General features: G+C 62.4%; 16 protein-coding genes. 4 read left to right on the top strand and 12 right to left on the bottom strand.

All coding sequences use genetic code 11. The annotated features are described in order from the left end of the window. Positions 1-140 precede the first annotated feature (140 nt). Positions 141-1,178, bottom strand: a complete 1,038-nt coding sequence (locus tag NDI76_RS04140; RefSeq protein ID WP_310922749.1) for a zinc-dependent alcohol dehydrogenase — start codon at positions 1,176-1,178, stop codon at positions 141-143. Between the two features lie 168 nt (positions 1,179-1,346). Between NDI76_RS04140 and NDI76_RS04135 the strand changes: the two genes are divergently transcribed. The 3 genes from NDI76_RS04135 to NDI76_RS04125 all read left to right on the top strand — a co-directional run bounded on the left by NDI76_RS04135 (position 1,347) and on the right by NDI76_RS04125 (position 4,093). Next, complete coding sequence (locus NDI76_RS04135) at positions 1,347-2,036, top strand: 4-carboxy-4-hydroxy-2-oxoadipate aldolase/oxaloacetate decarboxylase (protein ID WP_310922748.1); 690 nt, start codon at positions 1,347-1,349, stop codon at positions 2,034-2,036. Positions 2,037-2,434: 398 nt separating this feature from the next. Beyond that, positions 2,435-3,136, top strand: a complete 702-nt coding sequence (locus NDI76_RS04130) for a type I 3-dehydroquinate dehydratase (RefSeq protein WP_310922747.1) — start codon at positions 2,435-2,437, stop codon at positions 3,134-3,136. A 282-nt stretch (positions 3,137-3,418) separates the two neighbouring features. Next, positions 3,419-4,093 carry a type I 3-dehydroquinate dehydratase gene (locus NDI76_RS04125; RefSeq protein WP_310923860.1) on the top strand — a complete coding sequence of 225 codons (675 nt, stop codon included), beginning with the start codon at positions 3,419-3,421 and terminating at the stop codon, positions 4,091-4,093. Between the two features lie 31 nt (positions 4,094-4,124). Here NDI76_RS04125 and NDI76_RS04120 read toward each other — a convergent pair whose 3' ends face one another. The 5 genes from NDI76_RS04120 to NDI76_RS04100 form a co-directional block, all read right to left on the bottom strand. Next, positions 4,125-5,078 carry a homoserine dehydrogenase gene (locus tag NDI76_RS04120; RefSeq protein WP_310922746.1) on the bottom strand — a complete coding sequence of 318 codons (954 nt, stop codon included), beginning with the start codon at positions 5,076-5,078 and terminating at the stop codon, positions 4,125-4,127. Further along, entirely contained in the window at positions 5,075-5,608 is a 534-nt protein-coding gene (locus NDI76_RS04115; RefSeq protein ID WP_310922745.1) for an amino acid-binding protein, read from the bottom strand. Before NDI76_RS04115 ends, NDI76_RS04120 begins: the two co-directional genes overlap by 4 nt. A 255-nt stretch (positions 5,609-5,863) precedes the next feature. Continuing rightward, entirely contained in the window at positions 5,864-6,904 is a 1,041-nt protein-coding gene (locus tag NDI76_RS04110; RefSeq protein ID WP_310922744.1) for an NAD(P)-dependent alcohol dehydrogenase, read from the bottom strand. 108 nt (positions 6,905-7,012) lie between these two features. Then, on the bottom strand, positions 7,013-7,795 hold the full coding sequence (locus NDI76_RS04105) for an iron-sulfur cluster assembly protein (RefSeq protein ID WP_310922743.1): 783 nt from the start codon (positions 7,793-7,795) through the stop codon (positions 7,013-7,015). After that, a complete protein-coding gene (locus NDI76_RS04100) occupies positions 7,795-8,853 on the bottom strand; it encodes an amidohydrolase family protein (RefSeq protein ID WP_310922742.1) in 1,059 nt (352 codons plus the stop codon). The genes NDI76_RS04105 and NDI76_RS04100 overlap by 1 nt, the downstream gene beginning before the upstream one ends. Before the next feature lie 324 nt (positions 8,854-9,177). Here NDI76_RS04100 and NDI76_RS04095 point away from each other — a divergent pair, with 324 nt between their 5' ends. Next, positions 9,178-9,951: an IclR family transcriptional regulator gene (locus NDI76_RS04095; protein ID WP_310922741.1), complete on the top strand. Its 774-nt coding sequence runs from the start codon at positions 9,178-9,180 to the stop codon at positions 9,949-9,951. 171 nt (positions 9,952-10,122) lie between these two features. Here NDI76_RS04095 and NDI76_RS04090 read toward each other — a convergent pair whose 3' ends face one another. The 6 genes from NDI76_RS04090 to NDI76_RS04065 form a co-directional block, all read right to left on the bottom strand. Next, on the bottom strand, positions 10,123-10,524 hold the full coding sequence (locus tag NDI76_RS04090; protein WP_310922740.1) for a hypothetical protein: 402 nt from the start codon (positions 10,522-10,524) through the stop codon (positions 10,123-10,125). Positions 10,525-10,917: 393 nt separating this feature from the next. Further along, a complete protein-coding gene (locus NDI76_RS04085; protein ID WP_310922739.1) occupies positions 10,918-11,562 on the bottom strand; it encodes a deoxyribodipyrimidine photo-lyase in 645 nt (214 codons plus the stop codon). A 151-nt stretch (positions 11,563-11,713) separates the two neighbouring features. Further along, a complete protein-coding gene (locus NDI76_RS04080) occupies positions 11,714-12,160 on the bottom strand; it encodes an SRPBCC family protein (protein WP_310922738.1) in 447 nt (148 codons plus the stop codon). Positions 12,161-12,439: 279 nt separating this feature from the next. Beyond that, positions 12,440-13,201 carry an acetoacetate decarboxylase family protein gene (locus NDI76_RS04075; RefSeq protein WP_310922737.1) on the bottom strand — a complete coding sequence of 254 codons (762 nt, stop codon included), beginning with the start codon at positions 13,199-13,201 and terminating at the stop codon, positions 12,440-12,442. 109 nt (positions 13,202-13,310) lie between these two features. Beyond that, on the bottom strand, positions 13,311-14,489 hold the full coding sequence (locus tag NDI76_RS04070; protein WP_310922736.1) for an inorganic phosphate transporter: 1,179 nt from the start codon (positions 14,487-14,489) through the stop codon (positions 13,311-13,313). Then, entirely contained in the window at positions 14,486-15,286 is an 801-nt protein-coding gene (locus NDI76_RS04065) for a hypothetical protein (RefSeq protein ID WP_425498319.1), read from the bottom strand. Before NDI76_RS04065 ends, NDI76_RS04070 begins: the two co-directional genes overlap by 4 nt. Between the last annotated feature and the right edge of the window lie 251 nt (positions 15,287-15,537).

Raw genomic sequence — 15,537 nt, 5'->3', positions numbered from 1 at the left:
TTTCCGAGTGCCCGAGGAGTTCAGGTCCAACGTCGACTACGACGGACAGTCGAGACTCGACGAGGCGGCGGCGGACGAAAATCTGCGCGATGCGAGAGCACGTCGTTCACGCGACCGTCGACACGTACTGGAGCGGGAACTCAGAGCACCGAGACGTCGAAGACGGGTTTGCAAGTCTCCCCCGCGAGGAAGGCCTCGAACGCTTCCTCGGCGTTGAGCAGCGAGAACCGGTCGTCGACGAACGTCTCGCAATCGACGTCGCCAGCCTGAATGAGCCGCAGTCCGCGCTCGAAGTCCTCATAGGTCGCCCCGTAACTGCACTGGAGGTCGATTTCGGCCCGGACGAGCGGGGAGTACGGCATCGTCGTCTCACCGGTCTGCCCGACGAGCACGATCTGGCCTCCCTTCCGCACCTCGTCCGCGGCGGTGGGCAACCCGGACGGGTGTCCCGTCGTGTCGAAGACGACGTCGTACCCGATACCGTCCGTCAGTCGCTCGCGATGCGACGCGATGTCCGTCTCAGCCACATCGAGCGCCTCGAATCCGAGGTCGCGGGCGAGTGGCAGGCGATACTTCGAGTCCCGTCCGACCCCGGAGACGACCACGTCGCCGCCCTGCGCCGCAGCGACCTGCGCGCACAGCAGTCCGATGGGTCCCGGCCCCTCGACGAGGACGCGGTCGCCGGGGCTAACCCGGGAGTTCTCGATGACGGCGCGCGTCGCGATGGCCGTCGGTTCGACGATCGCGGCGTGCTTCGCCGGGACGCCGTCGGGGACGGGGTGGAGGACGTCCGCCGGGACGGCGATGAGTTCCCCGTAGGCGCCGTCGTGGTCGATACCAGTGAGCTCCGTGTGCTGACAGACGTTCTCCTCGCCGATTTCGCACTGGTAGCAGTCGCCGCACGGCCGGATCGGTCGTTCGACCACCCGGTCGTCGAGTGCGAACTTCGTCACGTCCTCGCCGATTTCGACGACACGGCCGGTGTACTCGTGACCGATGACCGTCGGGAGGTCCATGCGCTCGAACGGCGCCTTGAACTTGTAGATGCCCGCGTCGCTGCCGCACATGCCGGCGTACTCCACCTCGATGAGTACCTCGTCGGCCGCCGGTATCGGGCGCTCTCGCTCGATGAGTTCGACGTACCCTTCAGTACGCTCTGTCTTCGCTAATCCACGCATACAGCATCGTGACAGCCCTGCAGGTATAATTCTATGGATTAAGAGAGCCGCTGTCCGCGGGCGGGAACACGCGGACCGAACCACGGACGGACGACAGCACAGACGAACGACACCGGGTGAGTCAGAGACACCGATAGTTTAACATGAGTCGTCCGCATCGGTCGCCGTATGCACACGGTAGAGCATGACGTAGACCGGCCGGATAGCGACGTCGTCGCGGCGTTCGAAGACGTGCCAAGCACCATCGTCTCGGACGTCACCGGAAACGTCGGACTGACGATGGACTCGGGTATCCGACCGGCGTACGACGGCGTGGAGATGGCCGGGACGGCGGTCACTGTCAACGCGTCGCCCGGCGATAACCTGATCATCCACAAGGCGATTACGATGACCGAACCGGGAGACGTTCTCGTCATCGACTGCAACGGCTACACCGAAACGGGCCACCTCGGCGAACTGATGTGCACCTCGTGTCAGGCAAACGATCTCTCCGGAATCATCATCGACGGCGCCTACCGGGACAGTCGAGAGATAGCGGAGATGGAGTTCCCGGTGTACGGCCGGGGAATAAACCCGCAGGGACCGCTCAAGCAGGACCCGGGGTCGATAAACGTCACCGTCTCCTGCGGCGGGGTAAGCGTGGACCCCGGCGACATCGTCATCGGCGACGACGACGGCGTCGCCGTGATTCCGCAGGAAGGTGCCGAAGACGTGCTAGAACGCTCCCGCGAGAAGCTCGATTCGGAGGATTCCGTCCGTGAGGAGGTCTTGGGTGGGGAATACCTCTACGAACTCAACGGCTACGACGAACTATTCGACAACTTGACTATTGTCGGGCCGGAAGATTCCATTCAGTAAGTCCTCGAAACGACGAGCCAGCGGCAACTACGGCCCGATACCGAGCAATAGACGAGGAGATCGGCGTGGTGTCTAACGCGACTCGTTTTGACCGCCTCGTTGTCGGTTCGGCCTGGGATTCGAGTCGGGGTCATCGCCGACAGGTCCAGCCGGATTTGACAATGTTGAAGTGCTGAGTCGAGTGAGTTGCAAGATTCGTTACGACTCTATGTATGTAACAGTGAGTGGTATCCGATCGAAAGAGGCCGAGATGGAACCGAACTGGGATGCTCCGATATCTTTGAATGTCGGCTGGCGGCGTCCCAAGGGATCGTTTTCGGCGGTGGTCCGAGGAAGCGTAGCAACCAGTGCGCGACCACCCCGGAAATACTTTTGCGCTCCGAGACGCTGTGTCTGACATGGACGTTGACGAGTGTCGACTGGTGGGTGTGACCGACGACTTGGCGACGGTTGGGGAAGTCCGGACGCTGGCCGACTACGTTGAGTTTCGGTTGGGGAGCGCGGCGAATCCACGGGCCCAACTGTCGAGTTATGCTGACGACATTCCGCTCGTCCTCTCCCCCAGAGCGGCCACTGAAGGTGGCGAGACGCTCGCATTCGACGAGGTGGCGAGTATGGTCTCCGTTGCGCCGCCGGATATCGTGGCGATGGTGGAGGTGCCGTTGGAGGACGCGGACGACGAAGGGGAGGTACTTCCCGGAATTCGTGAACGAGGAGTCCAAGTACTAATATCGAGCTATACCAACGAAAAAACCCCATCGAAACGCGATCTCCGAGAGATCATTTCCCGATGCCGAGAGCGCGGTGACCTCGTCAAAATCGTCGTCTCCGTCAAAGATGAGGGTGACGCGCTAGTGTTGTTGGAGTGTCTGAACGATGCATCGCGCGAGGGTACAAAGATTGCGGGCTACGGGACCGGAGCGGCCGGAAAGCACACTCGAGTAATCAGCGCGTTCTACGGGTCGACGTTAGCGTACGCTCCGATTCGCCCCGACGATCGATCGGATGACATCGGGTTGAAACAGCTCGCCGATGTGCTAGAGACGATAACAAATACGGAAGGAATTGAGCATAGAGACGGACTGTCGGGAAACAGATAGCCGTTCAGTATTTTATTCTTCCATTTTGGTTTCGAGCGGCTGGTTTGCTACTGGATATAATTTGTTGTACTTCTCCGTTTCAGAAAACTTGAAGCGGACGGGTGTGGAGTCGTCGGCGCCCGTGTGCGCATCAGCCGACGCTGTCGACGTGACCGCAGTGCGATATTGCGGAAAGAGCCAACGTTTATACGCCGCAGAGTGATAAGACCTCACATGAAAATCGAGGAATCGGCTCTCGCTGCAACAACGAACGATCTAACACGAGAGAAAGACGCACGCGGGATTGCTGATCTCATCGAATTTCGGATGGACAAAGCGGAGGATCCGGTCGGACAACTGGAGGCGTACGACGGCGAACTGCCGATCATCGCGACGAACCGGGCCCGGTGGTTCGGCGGAAAAGCGAACGACACGGGGCGACTCGACGACCTCTTCTCCGCGTCGCGGTTCGACGCCGTCGAATTCGTCGACATCGAGTTCGAGACGATTCGCTCGAAGAAGTGGCTGGCGCACGAGTTCCGCGAAAACGACGTGCAACTCATCATCTCCCACCACGACTTCGAGGAGACACCCGAGAGACCGGTTTTGGACGCGATTATCGAACAGTGTGCGGCGTACGGCGACATCGCCAAGGTAGCGACATTTCCGCAGGACCAAGCGGACACGCTCACCCTCCTCGAAGCCGTCCACGCCGCCACGCAGAAAGGAATCGACGTCGCCGGCATCTCGATGGGCGAACTGGGAAGCCACACCCGCATCATCGGTCACCTCTACGGTTCGAAGCTCGGATACGCGCCGCTATTGGCGGACGACGTCGATTACGCGCCGGGGCAGATTCCGCTCGAAAAGCTCGCCTCGCTCATCGAACTCACGAAGAACAACAGCGTCGACGACGACGTGATGGACACCCTCCGGAACGAGGTATCGGTCCCCAAGGAAATTCCGCTGTCGGACTAGCCAGTTCCGGGAGAAGCCGACTCCGGAAGTACTAGCGTCTGTTTTCGCCCAAGCGCCCGACATCGGCCAGGACCGCGGTCGCCGTTTCGGCACCGCCTGCGCCGCGACCGGAAAGGGTCACCTGTCCGGCGTCTTCGACCGTCAACTGGACCGCATTGTGCGTTCCGGAGGGGGCGACCGGACTCTCTCTCGGAACGAGACGCGGACTCACCCGGATGTTTCCGTTGCGCACCTCCGCGATGAGCCGAACCGTCTGTCCGTCCTCACGCGCCAGTTCGAGCATGTTCCCGGAGAGCGCCTGGATACCTTCGATGGAGGCATCTTCGAGACTGTACTCTCCTTCGAAGAGGAGGTTGGCGACGATGACTCCCTTGAGCGCGGTGTCCGTCCCGTCAACGTCGAACGTCGGGTCGGTCTCGGCCACACCGAGGTCTTGGGCCTCCACGAGAACGTGTTCGTAGTCCAGTCCCTCGGCGCTCATCCGCGAGAGGATGAAGTTCGCCGTCCCGTTCAACACACCATGGAGCGAGCCAACTCGAGACGGACCGAACCCCTCGATAGTGGAGATGACCGGGAGAGCGCCACCGACGGTGGCCTCGAATCGGACCGTGCCCGCGCTCTCGGCTTCGAGTCGCCGGATATCACCGTACCGCTCGGCGATCGGACCCTTGTTCGCTAACACGACATGACGGTCGCGTTCGAGCGCGGTCCGAACGTGCGAGAAGCCCGGTTCGGCGTCACCGAGCGTCGTCGGCGTCGCCTCCACGAGTACGTCGTACTCGGCGTCCAGCGCCGCCTCCGGGTCGGCCGACCCGACTCTGCCGTCGGTGCGCTTCGCCGAGAGAGCCGCCGCGGCGTCGATACCGTCGGGGTCCACGACGGCGCTCTGGGAGTCGGCGAACACGGTGACGGTGTGTCCGTACTCCTCTGCGAGTTCGACCACCGACCCACCGACGGCACCAGCGCCGAGGACGCCGACGTTCACGTATGGCCACCCGCGACGAGCGGTTCCACGATGCGGAGGTCCTTCTCCTCGGCGATCTCTCTGATCGACGCGAGGACTTCGTCTTTCGACCCTGCCTGCGTGGCCATCCGGACGCGTGCGCTGGACGTCTCGGTGGACCCCTGGGGTGCGGAGATGGAGATGTCAGTCACGGTCGCGCTCCGGGTCTCCTGGATGCGAGAGAGCGTGTTCGAGAAGTCGGTATTGATGAGGTGACCGGAGAGAAGGACAGTCAGCTCCTTACTGTACCGCTCGGTGCCGGCCTGGATGACGTTGATATTGGTCTGACTCAGCGCTTCGACAATCTTCTCGAAGCGGTCCGGAGTGGCCTCAACGTCGACGACGACGGGGATGTAGCCTCGTGGAGTGACGTTTCCTCGTTCGTGGAAGATAGAGAGGAGGTTTCCGCCCTTCTCCGCGATGGGTTTGAGCGAGCGGAGCAGTTCGCCGGGTTCGTCGACGAGTTCGAGACGAAGCGTGTACGACTGAACGGAGCTCTCCGCCTCACTCATCTGTACACCACCGCGTGCTAACGTTGTTCATCGCCGGATTTCGCGCGTGGGCCATAATAGATGTGTCGTTCTCCGAGAAGGGGGCTCATCGCCGAGCGGGGGTACGGACCTTTCTGTGCTCTTTGTAATCTTTTACATTCAATCTGTATCTGGAGAAGCGCTATTTAGTCTCGTATCTCCTAAGATAGTACTATACGAGACGCCGTACGAGTCGGGAAAGAGACCAAGAGAAAGCAGAGTGCGCGGTAGGCTGAGCTAGGGAACGATGACCGCCCGACCCTCAATTTCCCCGTGTTCGAGGCGCTCCGCGACGGTGTTTATCTCCGAGAGGTCGTATCGGCTCGTCCGGAGTTCGACGTCTCCCCGGTCGACGAGGGCGACGAGTTCCTGCAGTTCGGTGTAGCGCCCGACGAGCGTCCCCCGGTAGGCGAGTTCGCCGTCGACGAGCGTCTGGGAGGGTTCGTGGACGTGGCCGCCGTAGCCGACGATGTGGTGGTCCGCTCCCGGCGCGGCGATGTCGGGCCCGAGCGCGGTGGTCTCGTCGGCGCCGACGAAGTCGATGATCTGTTGGGCGCCGCTCCCGTCGGTGAAGTCGTCGATGGCACTCGGTACATCCTCCGACGTCGGGTCGATAGTGTGTCTCGCGCCGAGGTCCGACGCGAGGTCGCGAGCGGCCTCCTTCACGTCCAAGGCGACGATATCGGCGGCGCTCATCGCGTTCAGACACTGCAGCCCGATGTGTCCGAGGCCGCCGACGCCGACGACGACGGCCGCGTCGCCGGGGTTCAGTTCGTCCACCGCCTTCTTGACCGCGTGGTAGGCCGTGATGCCGGCGTCGGCGTGCGGCGCGATATCCGCCGGGTCGACGTCGCCCGGAAGCGGGATGACGGCGCGTTCGTTCGTGCGGAGGTACTCCGCGAAGCCGCCGTCAGTCGTGAGTCCCGGGAACGACAGGTCCTCGCAGTACATGTCGTTGCCGAGGCGGCACGCTCGACAGGTCCCGCACGTCGCGACGGGGTGGCAGATGACCCGGTCGCCCTCCTCGACCGTGTTCACCTCCTCGCCGACGTCGACGACGGTGCCGGCGTTCTCGTGGCCGAGCGTCATCGGGAGCGTCTGCTCGACGTAGTCGGTCCACATCCCCTCGATGATGTGGTTGTCAGTCTGACACCACCCCGCTCCCTCGACCTCCACGACGATGCCGTCGGAGACGTCGACGGAGGGTCGGTCGACCTCGTCGATGGAGAGCGGTTCGCTCATGTCCTCGGTGTACTCGTGCAAACGTGCTGCTAGCATGGTGCACGATATAGTTCCGCATCGTTCGGTATAAATCCGCGGGTCGGTCGATGCCCGAGGTCGACGCCGGCGAAAAGAACGGCGGGCGGAACGGAGGGCGTTCGCCGGTCACGACTCCTCGCCGTCCGGACCGTACGTCTCCGGTCGGTCGGGGTCGAACCGCGCCTCGTTGAGCGCGTCGCAGATGTTTCCCTGCCCGGTCATGTTGACGTTCGCGAGGCGACTCCGCTTGTGGACGAGGTCGAACTCGTCGGGGGAGATGGGGTCACCCTCCGGCGTTCGGAACAGCACGTCCGAACCCGTCTCGACCAAGCCCGTTGCTTCGACCTTCTCGACGTACTCGGCGAGCGGTTCCCGGTCGACGGAGATGCCGACCGACCCGTCCCGGACGAACACGGCGCCGTCGTCAAGCGAGAGGTCCTCGCGTCGCAACTCGACGATCTGTCGGTCGGTGAGACCGGCGTCCACGAGTGCGTTCAGCGCCTCGAACTGTCGGCCGACGCGCGCCTTGTCGTCCAGCGAGGCTCGAATGCTAGCCACGTCGCCGTCGGCGTCCGGGAACGTCGACGCGAACGACGCGCGCGCGTTGACGCCCTCGGTTATCTCCGAGTCGTGCATGTGGTCCCGGAGCGTCACCGTCGCCGTCTCGACCGACGGGAGCGACTCCACCTCGTCGCGGGCGTCGACGGCCATCATCCAGGCGAACGCGGGCGAGCACCACGCCGTCGGAAGCGAAAACGTCACGTCGACGGTCGAACCCCGGGGAGTGATGTCGTCGACGTAGCCGAGTTCGACGATGGACTCGTCGAGTTCCGGGTCGGTGACGCGGTCCAGTCGCTCGCGCACGTCGGGAACGGACGGACCGCCGTCGTTGTGGGTGCTGCTCGACATCAGTCCGCGGTGGCGTCGGGGGCGCCGTAGTGGTCTCCGAGCCCGAACTCCTCGGTCACGTCGTCCGAGCGGAACTGTTCTTTCTTCGCCTCGATGTCGATGTCGTACAGGTCGGCGACGTTCTCGCCCATGATCTTCTTCATCACGTCGGGCGAGAGTTCGATGCCGTACTCGTCCTTTTGTTCGTCGGTGAGTTCGGCGTTCATCACCGTCTCGACCAGCCAATCCGGATTCCACAGGGCGTAGTCCGAGCCGAAGATGATGCGGTCCTCGCCCAACCAGAACAGCAGTTCGCCCATTATCTCGCCGAACTTCCGCGGTCGATTCTGCGCCATCGGCGCCGCGACGGCGAGGCCGCCGTAAACGTTCGGCTCTTGGGCGGCGATCCAACAGAAGTCGTCCAGTCGGGGGAGTCCGACGTGTTCGACGACGAAATCCAGGTCGGGGAACGAACTCGCCGCGTCGTCGATGTCCGCGACGTCGAACGCGTCGCGGTTCAGCGGCCGAATCGTCGGGCCCTTGTGCGCGTGAATCTTGTCGATGCCGAGGTCCGCGCACTTCTCCAAGAACTCGAACGCCTCGTCGCTGTCGAGGCGCCAGCCCTTCGAGTCGCCCTTCCACTCGGCGGTGTAGACTTTGACGCCCTGGATATCGTACTCCTCTTTTTGCCGTTCGAGGTCGCGCATCCCGGCTTCGCCGTCGCGCGGGTCGAACGCGCCGTTGAGTACGAACCGCTCGGGGTACTCCTCGGCCAACTCGGCGTTCTGGTCGATGGTGTTGAACCCCTCGTCGTAGAAGTCGGTCAGGTAGGTCGGTTGGAAGACCGCCATGTCGGCCGCCGCGTTCCCGAACAGGTCCTCGGTCATTCGGTCGGGTCCGTAGTAGCGATACTCATCGAGGTCCCACTCTCGCTCCTCCGGAGTGAATCCGGTGTGGTAGTCGTAGAAACACTGGATGAACTCCTCGCCGCCCTCGTGTATGATGTTCTCCTCTCGGGCGTCCCAGAGGTGGACGTGCCCGTCGATGACGAATATCTCCTCTCCGTCTTGGTAGTACATCGCACGTGGAACTCACGAACCGACTATAATAATTGTTTGGGTAGTATCTGGCTCCGGTACGAAATCGTGTCTCTAACCTCGTTCAATCGTGTCGAACTTCTGCGAACGAACCGACTCGACGTATCGACTTGGAGACGAACGCACGGGTGGTGGTGAGGGACGAACGGACGAGTAGGGGTTCTCCCCTGTCGAATCGGTCTATCACAATATTACGCGCGTAGTTCTGTAACGCAGGGTCGGGTCCAGTGCATTAGGAATCGCGCCGTGCGGGCAGGAGTTCTACTGTGGTGAACCTTGATTATTGTTCGGTGCAAACTACAGGGTATGACGAGCGAAACGGGGACCAAGCGAATCGAAGCGTCCGAGCGAACCCTGGAGATTCTCGGCTTCCTCGCCGGCCGCGAACGAACGACGGCGACGGAGGTGGCCGAGCACCTCGGCGTCGCGAAGAGTACGACGCACTACCACCTGAAGACGCTGGAGGACGCGGAGTTCGTCGTCCGCGACCGCGAGGGATACCGAGTGAGTCTGAACCTGCTCACGATGGGTCACGACGTCGTCTCGCAGATGGCCACCTATCAGGCGGGGAAGGCGAAGGTGGACGAACTCGCCCGCGAGACGGGCGAACTCTGCATCCTGATGGTCGAAGAGCACGGCTACGGCTTCTACATCTACGACAACCGGGGCGAGGGCGCGGTCAACTTCGACACCGCGGGGAACAGAAAGCGGCTCCACGACAACGCCCTCGGGAAGGCGTTCCTCTCGCAGGCGCCACCCGAACGCGTCGACGAAATCGTCGACCGGCACGGGTTGCCGGCGACGACGCGACAGACGATTACCGACCGCGACCGATTGGACGCGGAACTGGAGCAAGCGCGCTCCGAGGGCGTCGCTTTCGACTACGAGGAGCAACTGAACGGCCTCTGCTGCGTCGCTGCTCCCATCAGGGACACCCACTCCGAGGGCGTGTCCGTCAGAGGCGCCATCAGCGTCGCCGTCCCGGCCAGTCGCGCACAGGACGAGTACTTCACCGAGGAACTTCGGCGGGCGGTGTCGGACGCGGCGAACATCATCGAGCTGGATCTACAGGAGTATTGAGGCCAAGATAGTCGGATATGGATTCGTTTTTGCGGAATGCGATGCTGTAGTACGACGGTTCGCACACACGTGGAGCCGGATGTATCAGGGTACGCGTCTCAGTCGAAACCCGTTGGAGGTGGTGCGAACGACGTGCCGAAGGCGGTGTCTCGGAGGCCGACCCGAGTTCGTTTACCAGCAGGGGTACTCGATCTCTATGCAGATGGGAACGACGATTACCGAATCTGTACCGGGAATCGGAATTTCCAGGTCCAGGCAGTGGAGCCACGTGCAGTGCTTGTGCGGCGGGAACGGCCACGGCAACTGGAAATCGTTTCCGAACGGAGATGTCAGGCCGAACCGACGGGGACGACTGTAGGCGAAGTGCGATTTCTCGTTCGATCCGTCTTCGTACACGTCGAGTTCGAATCTCGTGATGCGAACGCCCGTATCACCGAGACGTTTGCCGGAGTGTTCCTCGAAACTCGCGATTACAGACCCAACCGCGGTGTTGACCTCCTCGAGAATCGGTTCCTGATCGTACTGTTGCAGACCTGCTTCCGTCAGCTTTTCCAGCCGAACTCTCCCCCTCATTGTGGAGACTAGTATGTCGTCTGAGGAGATAAGGGTCGTGTCAGATAATAACATGCAGGTATTGCAGTATCCTAGAGCTGTATCATAGAGCCGATATGGACTGGCTTTGAGACCATATCCGAGAAATATATTATTATTTCTGAGAGTATATTTCTAATAGGTGGGTACAGAGTCGAGCGATTTCACCTACGCGCAGACCGGCTACCGCTCCGAGACGAACTGATCGAATCCCGTCTGCCCGTCCGTCGACCCGGAGTCGGAACCCGCCGCCGACTCGTCAGTTTCCCGTCTTCGGCCGTCCGGTCCGCCGTCTGCTCGACGATATTTCGATTCTTCGGCGACAGCGACGCCCGCCGGAACACCGCGGACTCTCGCATCGCCGCCTCGGACTCCTCACGAAGGTCGCTGAACGTGTCCAGCGCCGCCCGTCGAGATGCCCGTCTTCGACGGTGAAACGTCGTACTCGCGCTCGATGGCGTCGGTATCGACCGTCGTCGAGAGCCCGTGCGTTCCGAATCCCGACTCGTGCGGGCGGTTTGGTTCGTCCTCGAAGTACGCCTCCGCGTGGTCCTGCCATCCTTCCCGGTCGGACTGCCCGTACCGGATGCCGTCGTCGTCGACGAACCGCACCCCCTCGCGGGCGACGAGGGCGTCGTCTCGCTCCTTCCCGTACCGCCCCGTCGCCTCCCTGTTGACCACGATATCCCACCCCGCGTCGAGGAACGAGTCGAGGACGTCGATTGGCGACCCGTGGGTGTAGAGCAGCGTCGTCCCCGCCTCCGCGTACCGGTCTTCGAGGTCAACCAGACACTCGTGAAGAAAGCGGAGTCGGGCGTCGCAGGCGAGACCGTTCGCCCCGTAGAACCGCGGGTCGAAGACGAACAGGGGACAGACGGTGTCGTAGTTCGCCGTCGCGTACTCGACCGCTCGGTCGTCGGCGAGGCGGAGGTTGCGCCGGTGCCAGAGGACGCACGCCTCTCCGGACTCCGGCGGGGCGCCGGGCGACGGCGTCGGCTCGTTACGGGAGACTGTAGCCATCACCAGTGTCAAGGGACGGACTCGAATAAGGCGCTCGGTGGTGACCCCCCGGGAGCGGTGGCGGGGACGATCGGAACGAACGGACCGATTCGGCGAGCGAGTCCGTCAGTCCACGAGCTCCACGCCTCTGATCTCGAATCTCTCCGTCGAGCTATTCCCTCTCTTCGAAGATCCGTTTCAGATTCTCGCCTTCCTCTCGCATGTGCTTCCGAACGGCGTCGAACTCTCCTCGGTTGAGCCACGCACCGATCGGGCCGGTTCGCACCTTGATACGTTGCGTGATCTCACAACCGTCCGGACGCGGGACGATGGTGAAACTGATGTGAGGCACAAGAAGTCCGATTAGCAGCGATGTCGGTTCGAACTCGATGTATCGGTCTGACTCCACCCGCGTGAATCGAACCGTTTTCCGCTGTCGCTTTCCCGCGATTGTCTCCTCGAAGTACGCTTTCTCTCCCGCTTTCAAACTCTCTCCGTCGATCCACAGGAAGGTAACGTGGTCGGGATGCCACCGCGGGTAGTTCTCTTCCATCGACTCGAAAAACCGATATACGTCCCCTGGTGACGCCTTCACCTCCGTTGTTTCCTCCAGTATCATCTCTCATCCTCGATACAGTGCCTTCGGATATAGAGGTAGAGATGATTCGGATGGTCGTATCGCTCTCGCCAGACGAGGTCAGACTCTGAATCTCAAACACGCTCGACCGGCCGAGCAGACGGAGAATCAGTCCGTACGCGTTCTGTACCGTCTCTCTCGAAGCCACGACAAGCGACCGGGGAGCCGTCGGGAGAGTCTGCGAGAGACAGTGCGTGCGTTCAACATCCGTATCGAGTTCCCGTCGTCGGACGACGGTGCGGTCGCGGCACTGTTCCGCTCTCACTCGGCGAACGGCGGTTCGCCAGGATAGAACCATGCCTCACCCTCGACAGAGACGCGGGCGAGCGCCCGGTCACCGATGTCGAGTTCCCGGAGCGGTTCCGCGCGGTGCGCTTCCCCGAACGTCACCGAAACCTCGTCGGAGAACGGCCACGCACCGATTTCGCCGACGACCTCGGTCGGGACGCGCCGCAACTCGTCGTCCTTGACGGCGTAGACGTGACCGTTCTTTCGCGTCGCCATGGACGGCGGACGGCGGGTCTCGAAGGTGATGAACCGGTCCCCGTCGACGGTGACGGTCGTTCGTCGGCGAGCGCCGTCGTCCGCGTGGGTGATGTCGGCCACGACCTTCGGGAATCCCCAGACGTCGACTCCGAGTGCTTTGGCGGGTTCCGTCGTCACCGGGAGATACCAGATGTAGCCGCTCGGGCGGGTCAGTGCAGACAGATACGGAACCGTCGTCGTCGACTCGTGAACGGCCGGTAGAACGACGGCGAACTCGTCGTACGGGTCGATCTGACCGTCACCGATGCGGTGATACTCGACGCTCAGAAACGTCACCGCAGACTTCCCGCGCGCCGTCACCCGCATCGGCCGTAGTTCGTCGGGCAACAGCGCCGCGACTTGCCGTCTCGGAACCGCGAACGCGGCCCCCAGCATCGTCGCTTCGGTCGACAGCGGGAGGGTAACCGTCTCGCCCGTGGAGAGCGGTATCGGGCCCGTCCCACCGGATTCGGTCGGTGGTGCCTGGTCCGTTCCCATGTCGCGCTAAAAGGTGTCACGGGAGGATAAACCTGGGTATCGCATCCCGAGCGCCGTCACTGAGGATACGTTCGAGGCGCGACGCTGAGGAGTTCGAGTCGGCTCCGACTCAGAACCCGAATATCGGGACGAACCGGAACGTGAGATAGGCACCGGCCGTCGCGATGGCCGGCACGACGTTCTGCATCAGGACGACCCGGGCGGTCATCACGGGCTTGAACAACGCCCCCGGATCGGGGATGTCATCGGCGTCCTCCGCGCCGATCGGGGGGAGCGTCTCACCCTCTCTTTCGGCTGCCAGCGCGTCGACCCTAATCGGTGCCCCGCCCTCGCCAGCGACTATCTCGGAACCGGTCATCGGTCGGGTCGCTCGGCCCCACCCCAGCCCGACGATGGACATGGTCGCGATGATGACGAAACTCGCGGGGATGCCGAGCGCCGAGAGGAACACGACCAGCGTCGAGGAGACCGACGCGACGACGATGGCCGCGGTGAGGGGTAGTTCCGTGAGGTCGCTGCCCATCGTCTCCAGGGTTCGTCGAGCGATGGTGAACGAGCCGATGGCGACGGCGATACCGCCGAGGACGATGGCCGGGTTCATGGCCAGTTCGCCGCTGCCGACCAGCGGTGCGACGGCGTTGGCGATGTTCGAGGTGCCGGAAGAGAAGGCCATCAGACAGCCGATCGCGACGACGGTAAACGTCCCGACCAGCTCCCGACGGTTGGTCGTTCGGTGAACCCGCGGAACGGGGACGACGCCGGATCGGTCGAGGTCGAGGAGGGGTCCCGTGCTGCGCTCTATCGCGATCAGTCCGTTCAGCCGTGCGTAGAAGTACCGGCCGATGATCAACGAGACCCAGAAGCCGATGATGGGCGAGACGACCCACCACACGACGATCTGTCCCATCACGGCGAAATCCAACACCCCGCCGGCCAGCGCGAGGCCGGCGATCGCCCCCACGGCGGTCATCGAGGTCGAGGCCGGGACGCCGAAGAGGTTCCCGACCAGCAGTGCGATTCCGATGAAGAACAGCACCACGATAGACGATTCGAGCGTGAAGATACCGGGGTCGACGACCAACTCGGTGCCGAGCTTCGTTACGACGTTCCGACCCAGCGTCCAAGCACCGATGAAAAAGAACACGCCCATCAGCCCTGCGGCGACGGGTTTGGAGATTGCGCCGGCCCCGACGGCCGGCCCGAACGCCGGCCCCGTGGTCGACCCTCCGATATTGTATGCGACGAACATCGCGACGAGAACGCCAGCGACGAGTAGGAGGCTGGTCATCGATTCTCTGTATCGTCGTCCTTGTCGGCCTCGTCGTCCTCGGTGGCCTTCTCTTCGGCGTCCTCGGAGGCCCCGTCCTCCTCGTCGTCCTCAGCAACTTTCTTCACCTCATCATCCTCGGGGGCCGTGTCCATTTCGTCGTCCTCGGTGGCCGTCTCTACCTCGCCGTCCGCCCTCTCGGCCGCACGCTGTTCTTCGAGGGTCTTCTCCACTGTCTCGTCCACTTTCTCCTCGACTGTCTTTTCGACTGTCTCGCCAACGGTTTTCTCGACGGTTTCGCCGACCGTTTTCTCCACCGTCTCTCCGACCTTCTCGTCCATCGTTTTTTCCACCGTCTCGCCCACTTTCTCCTCGACCGTCTTCTCCACCGTCTCCCCGACCGTCTTCTCGACGGTTTCGCCGACTGTTTTCTCTACTGTCTCCCCGACCTTCTCGTCTACCGTCTCCTCGACCGTTTTCTCCACTGTCTCGTCGACGGTTTTTCCGACCGTCTCTTCGACTGTCTCTTCAACGGTTTCGTTGACCGTTTCCTCAACGGTTTTTCCGACCGTCTCCTCGACTGTTTCCTCAACGGTTTCGTTGACCGTCTCTTCGACGGTTTCCTTGACCGCCGTCGTCATCCAGTTCGGGTCGAAACGAGCCATCTTCCAGACGACGTGGAGAACGTAGGAGACCAGCACCCCGAATCCGAACGCCAACCCGATGGCGTTCCCGGCGACGACGATCAGTCCGACCGAGACCGCGATCAACAGTCCGTAGGTCAGGTCGACGAGAGAGTCGACGCGACTCGGGTTCACAACTCACCCGGCCCGACAGCCATCTGTATGGGTAAAATCGAACTCGACTCAATAGATCGAAGAGAACTCATATATATTCTAGACTCCGCTCGCTCAAGTAGGTTGGCAATCAGATGTCGGTCGGACGCCGAGACTCGGAGGCGGTCGATCGGAACTCCGACGGGGAACATCCCCTCCGGCCGAGGAACTTGCGGTGCCGAACACGCGCGATGGCTCTCGTGTCGTTCCGTCGGACTGCCAGGGAATTGTCT

It is taken from the genome of Halogeometricum sp. S1BR25-6 (assembly GCF_031624495.1).
GTDB classification, from domain to species: Archaea; Halobacteriota; Halobacteria; order Halobacteriales; family Haloferacaceae; genus Halogeometricum; species Halogeometricum salsisoli.
Note: the sequence above shows the minus strand (reverse complement) of the source record. Positions and strands in the feature narration are given on the sequence as shown.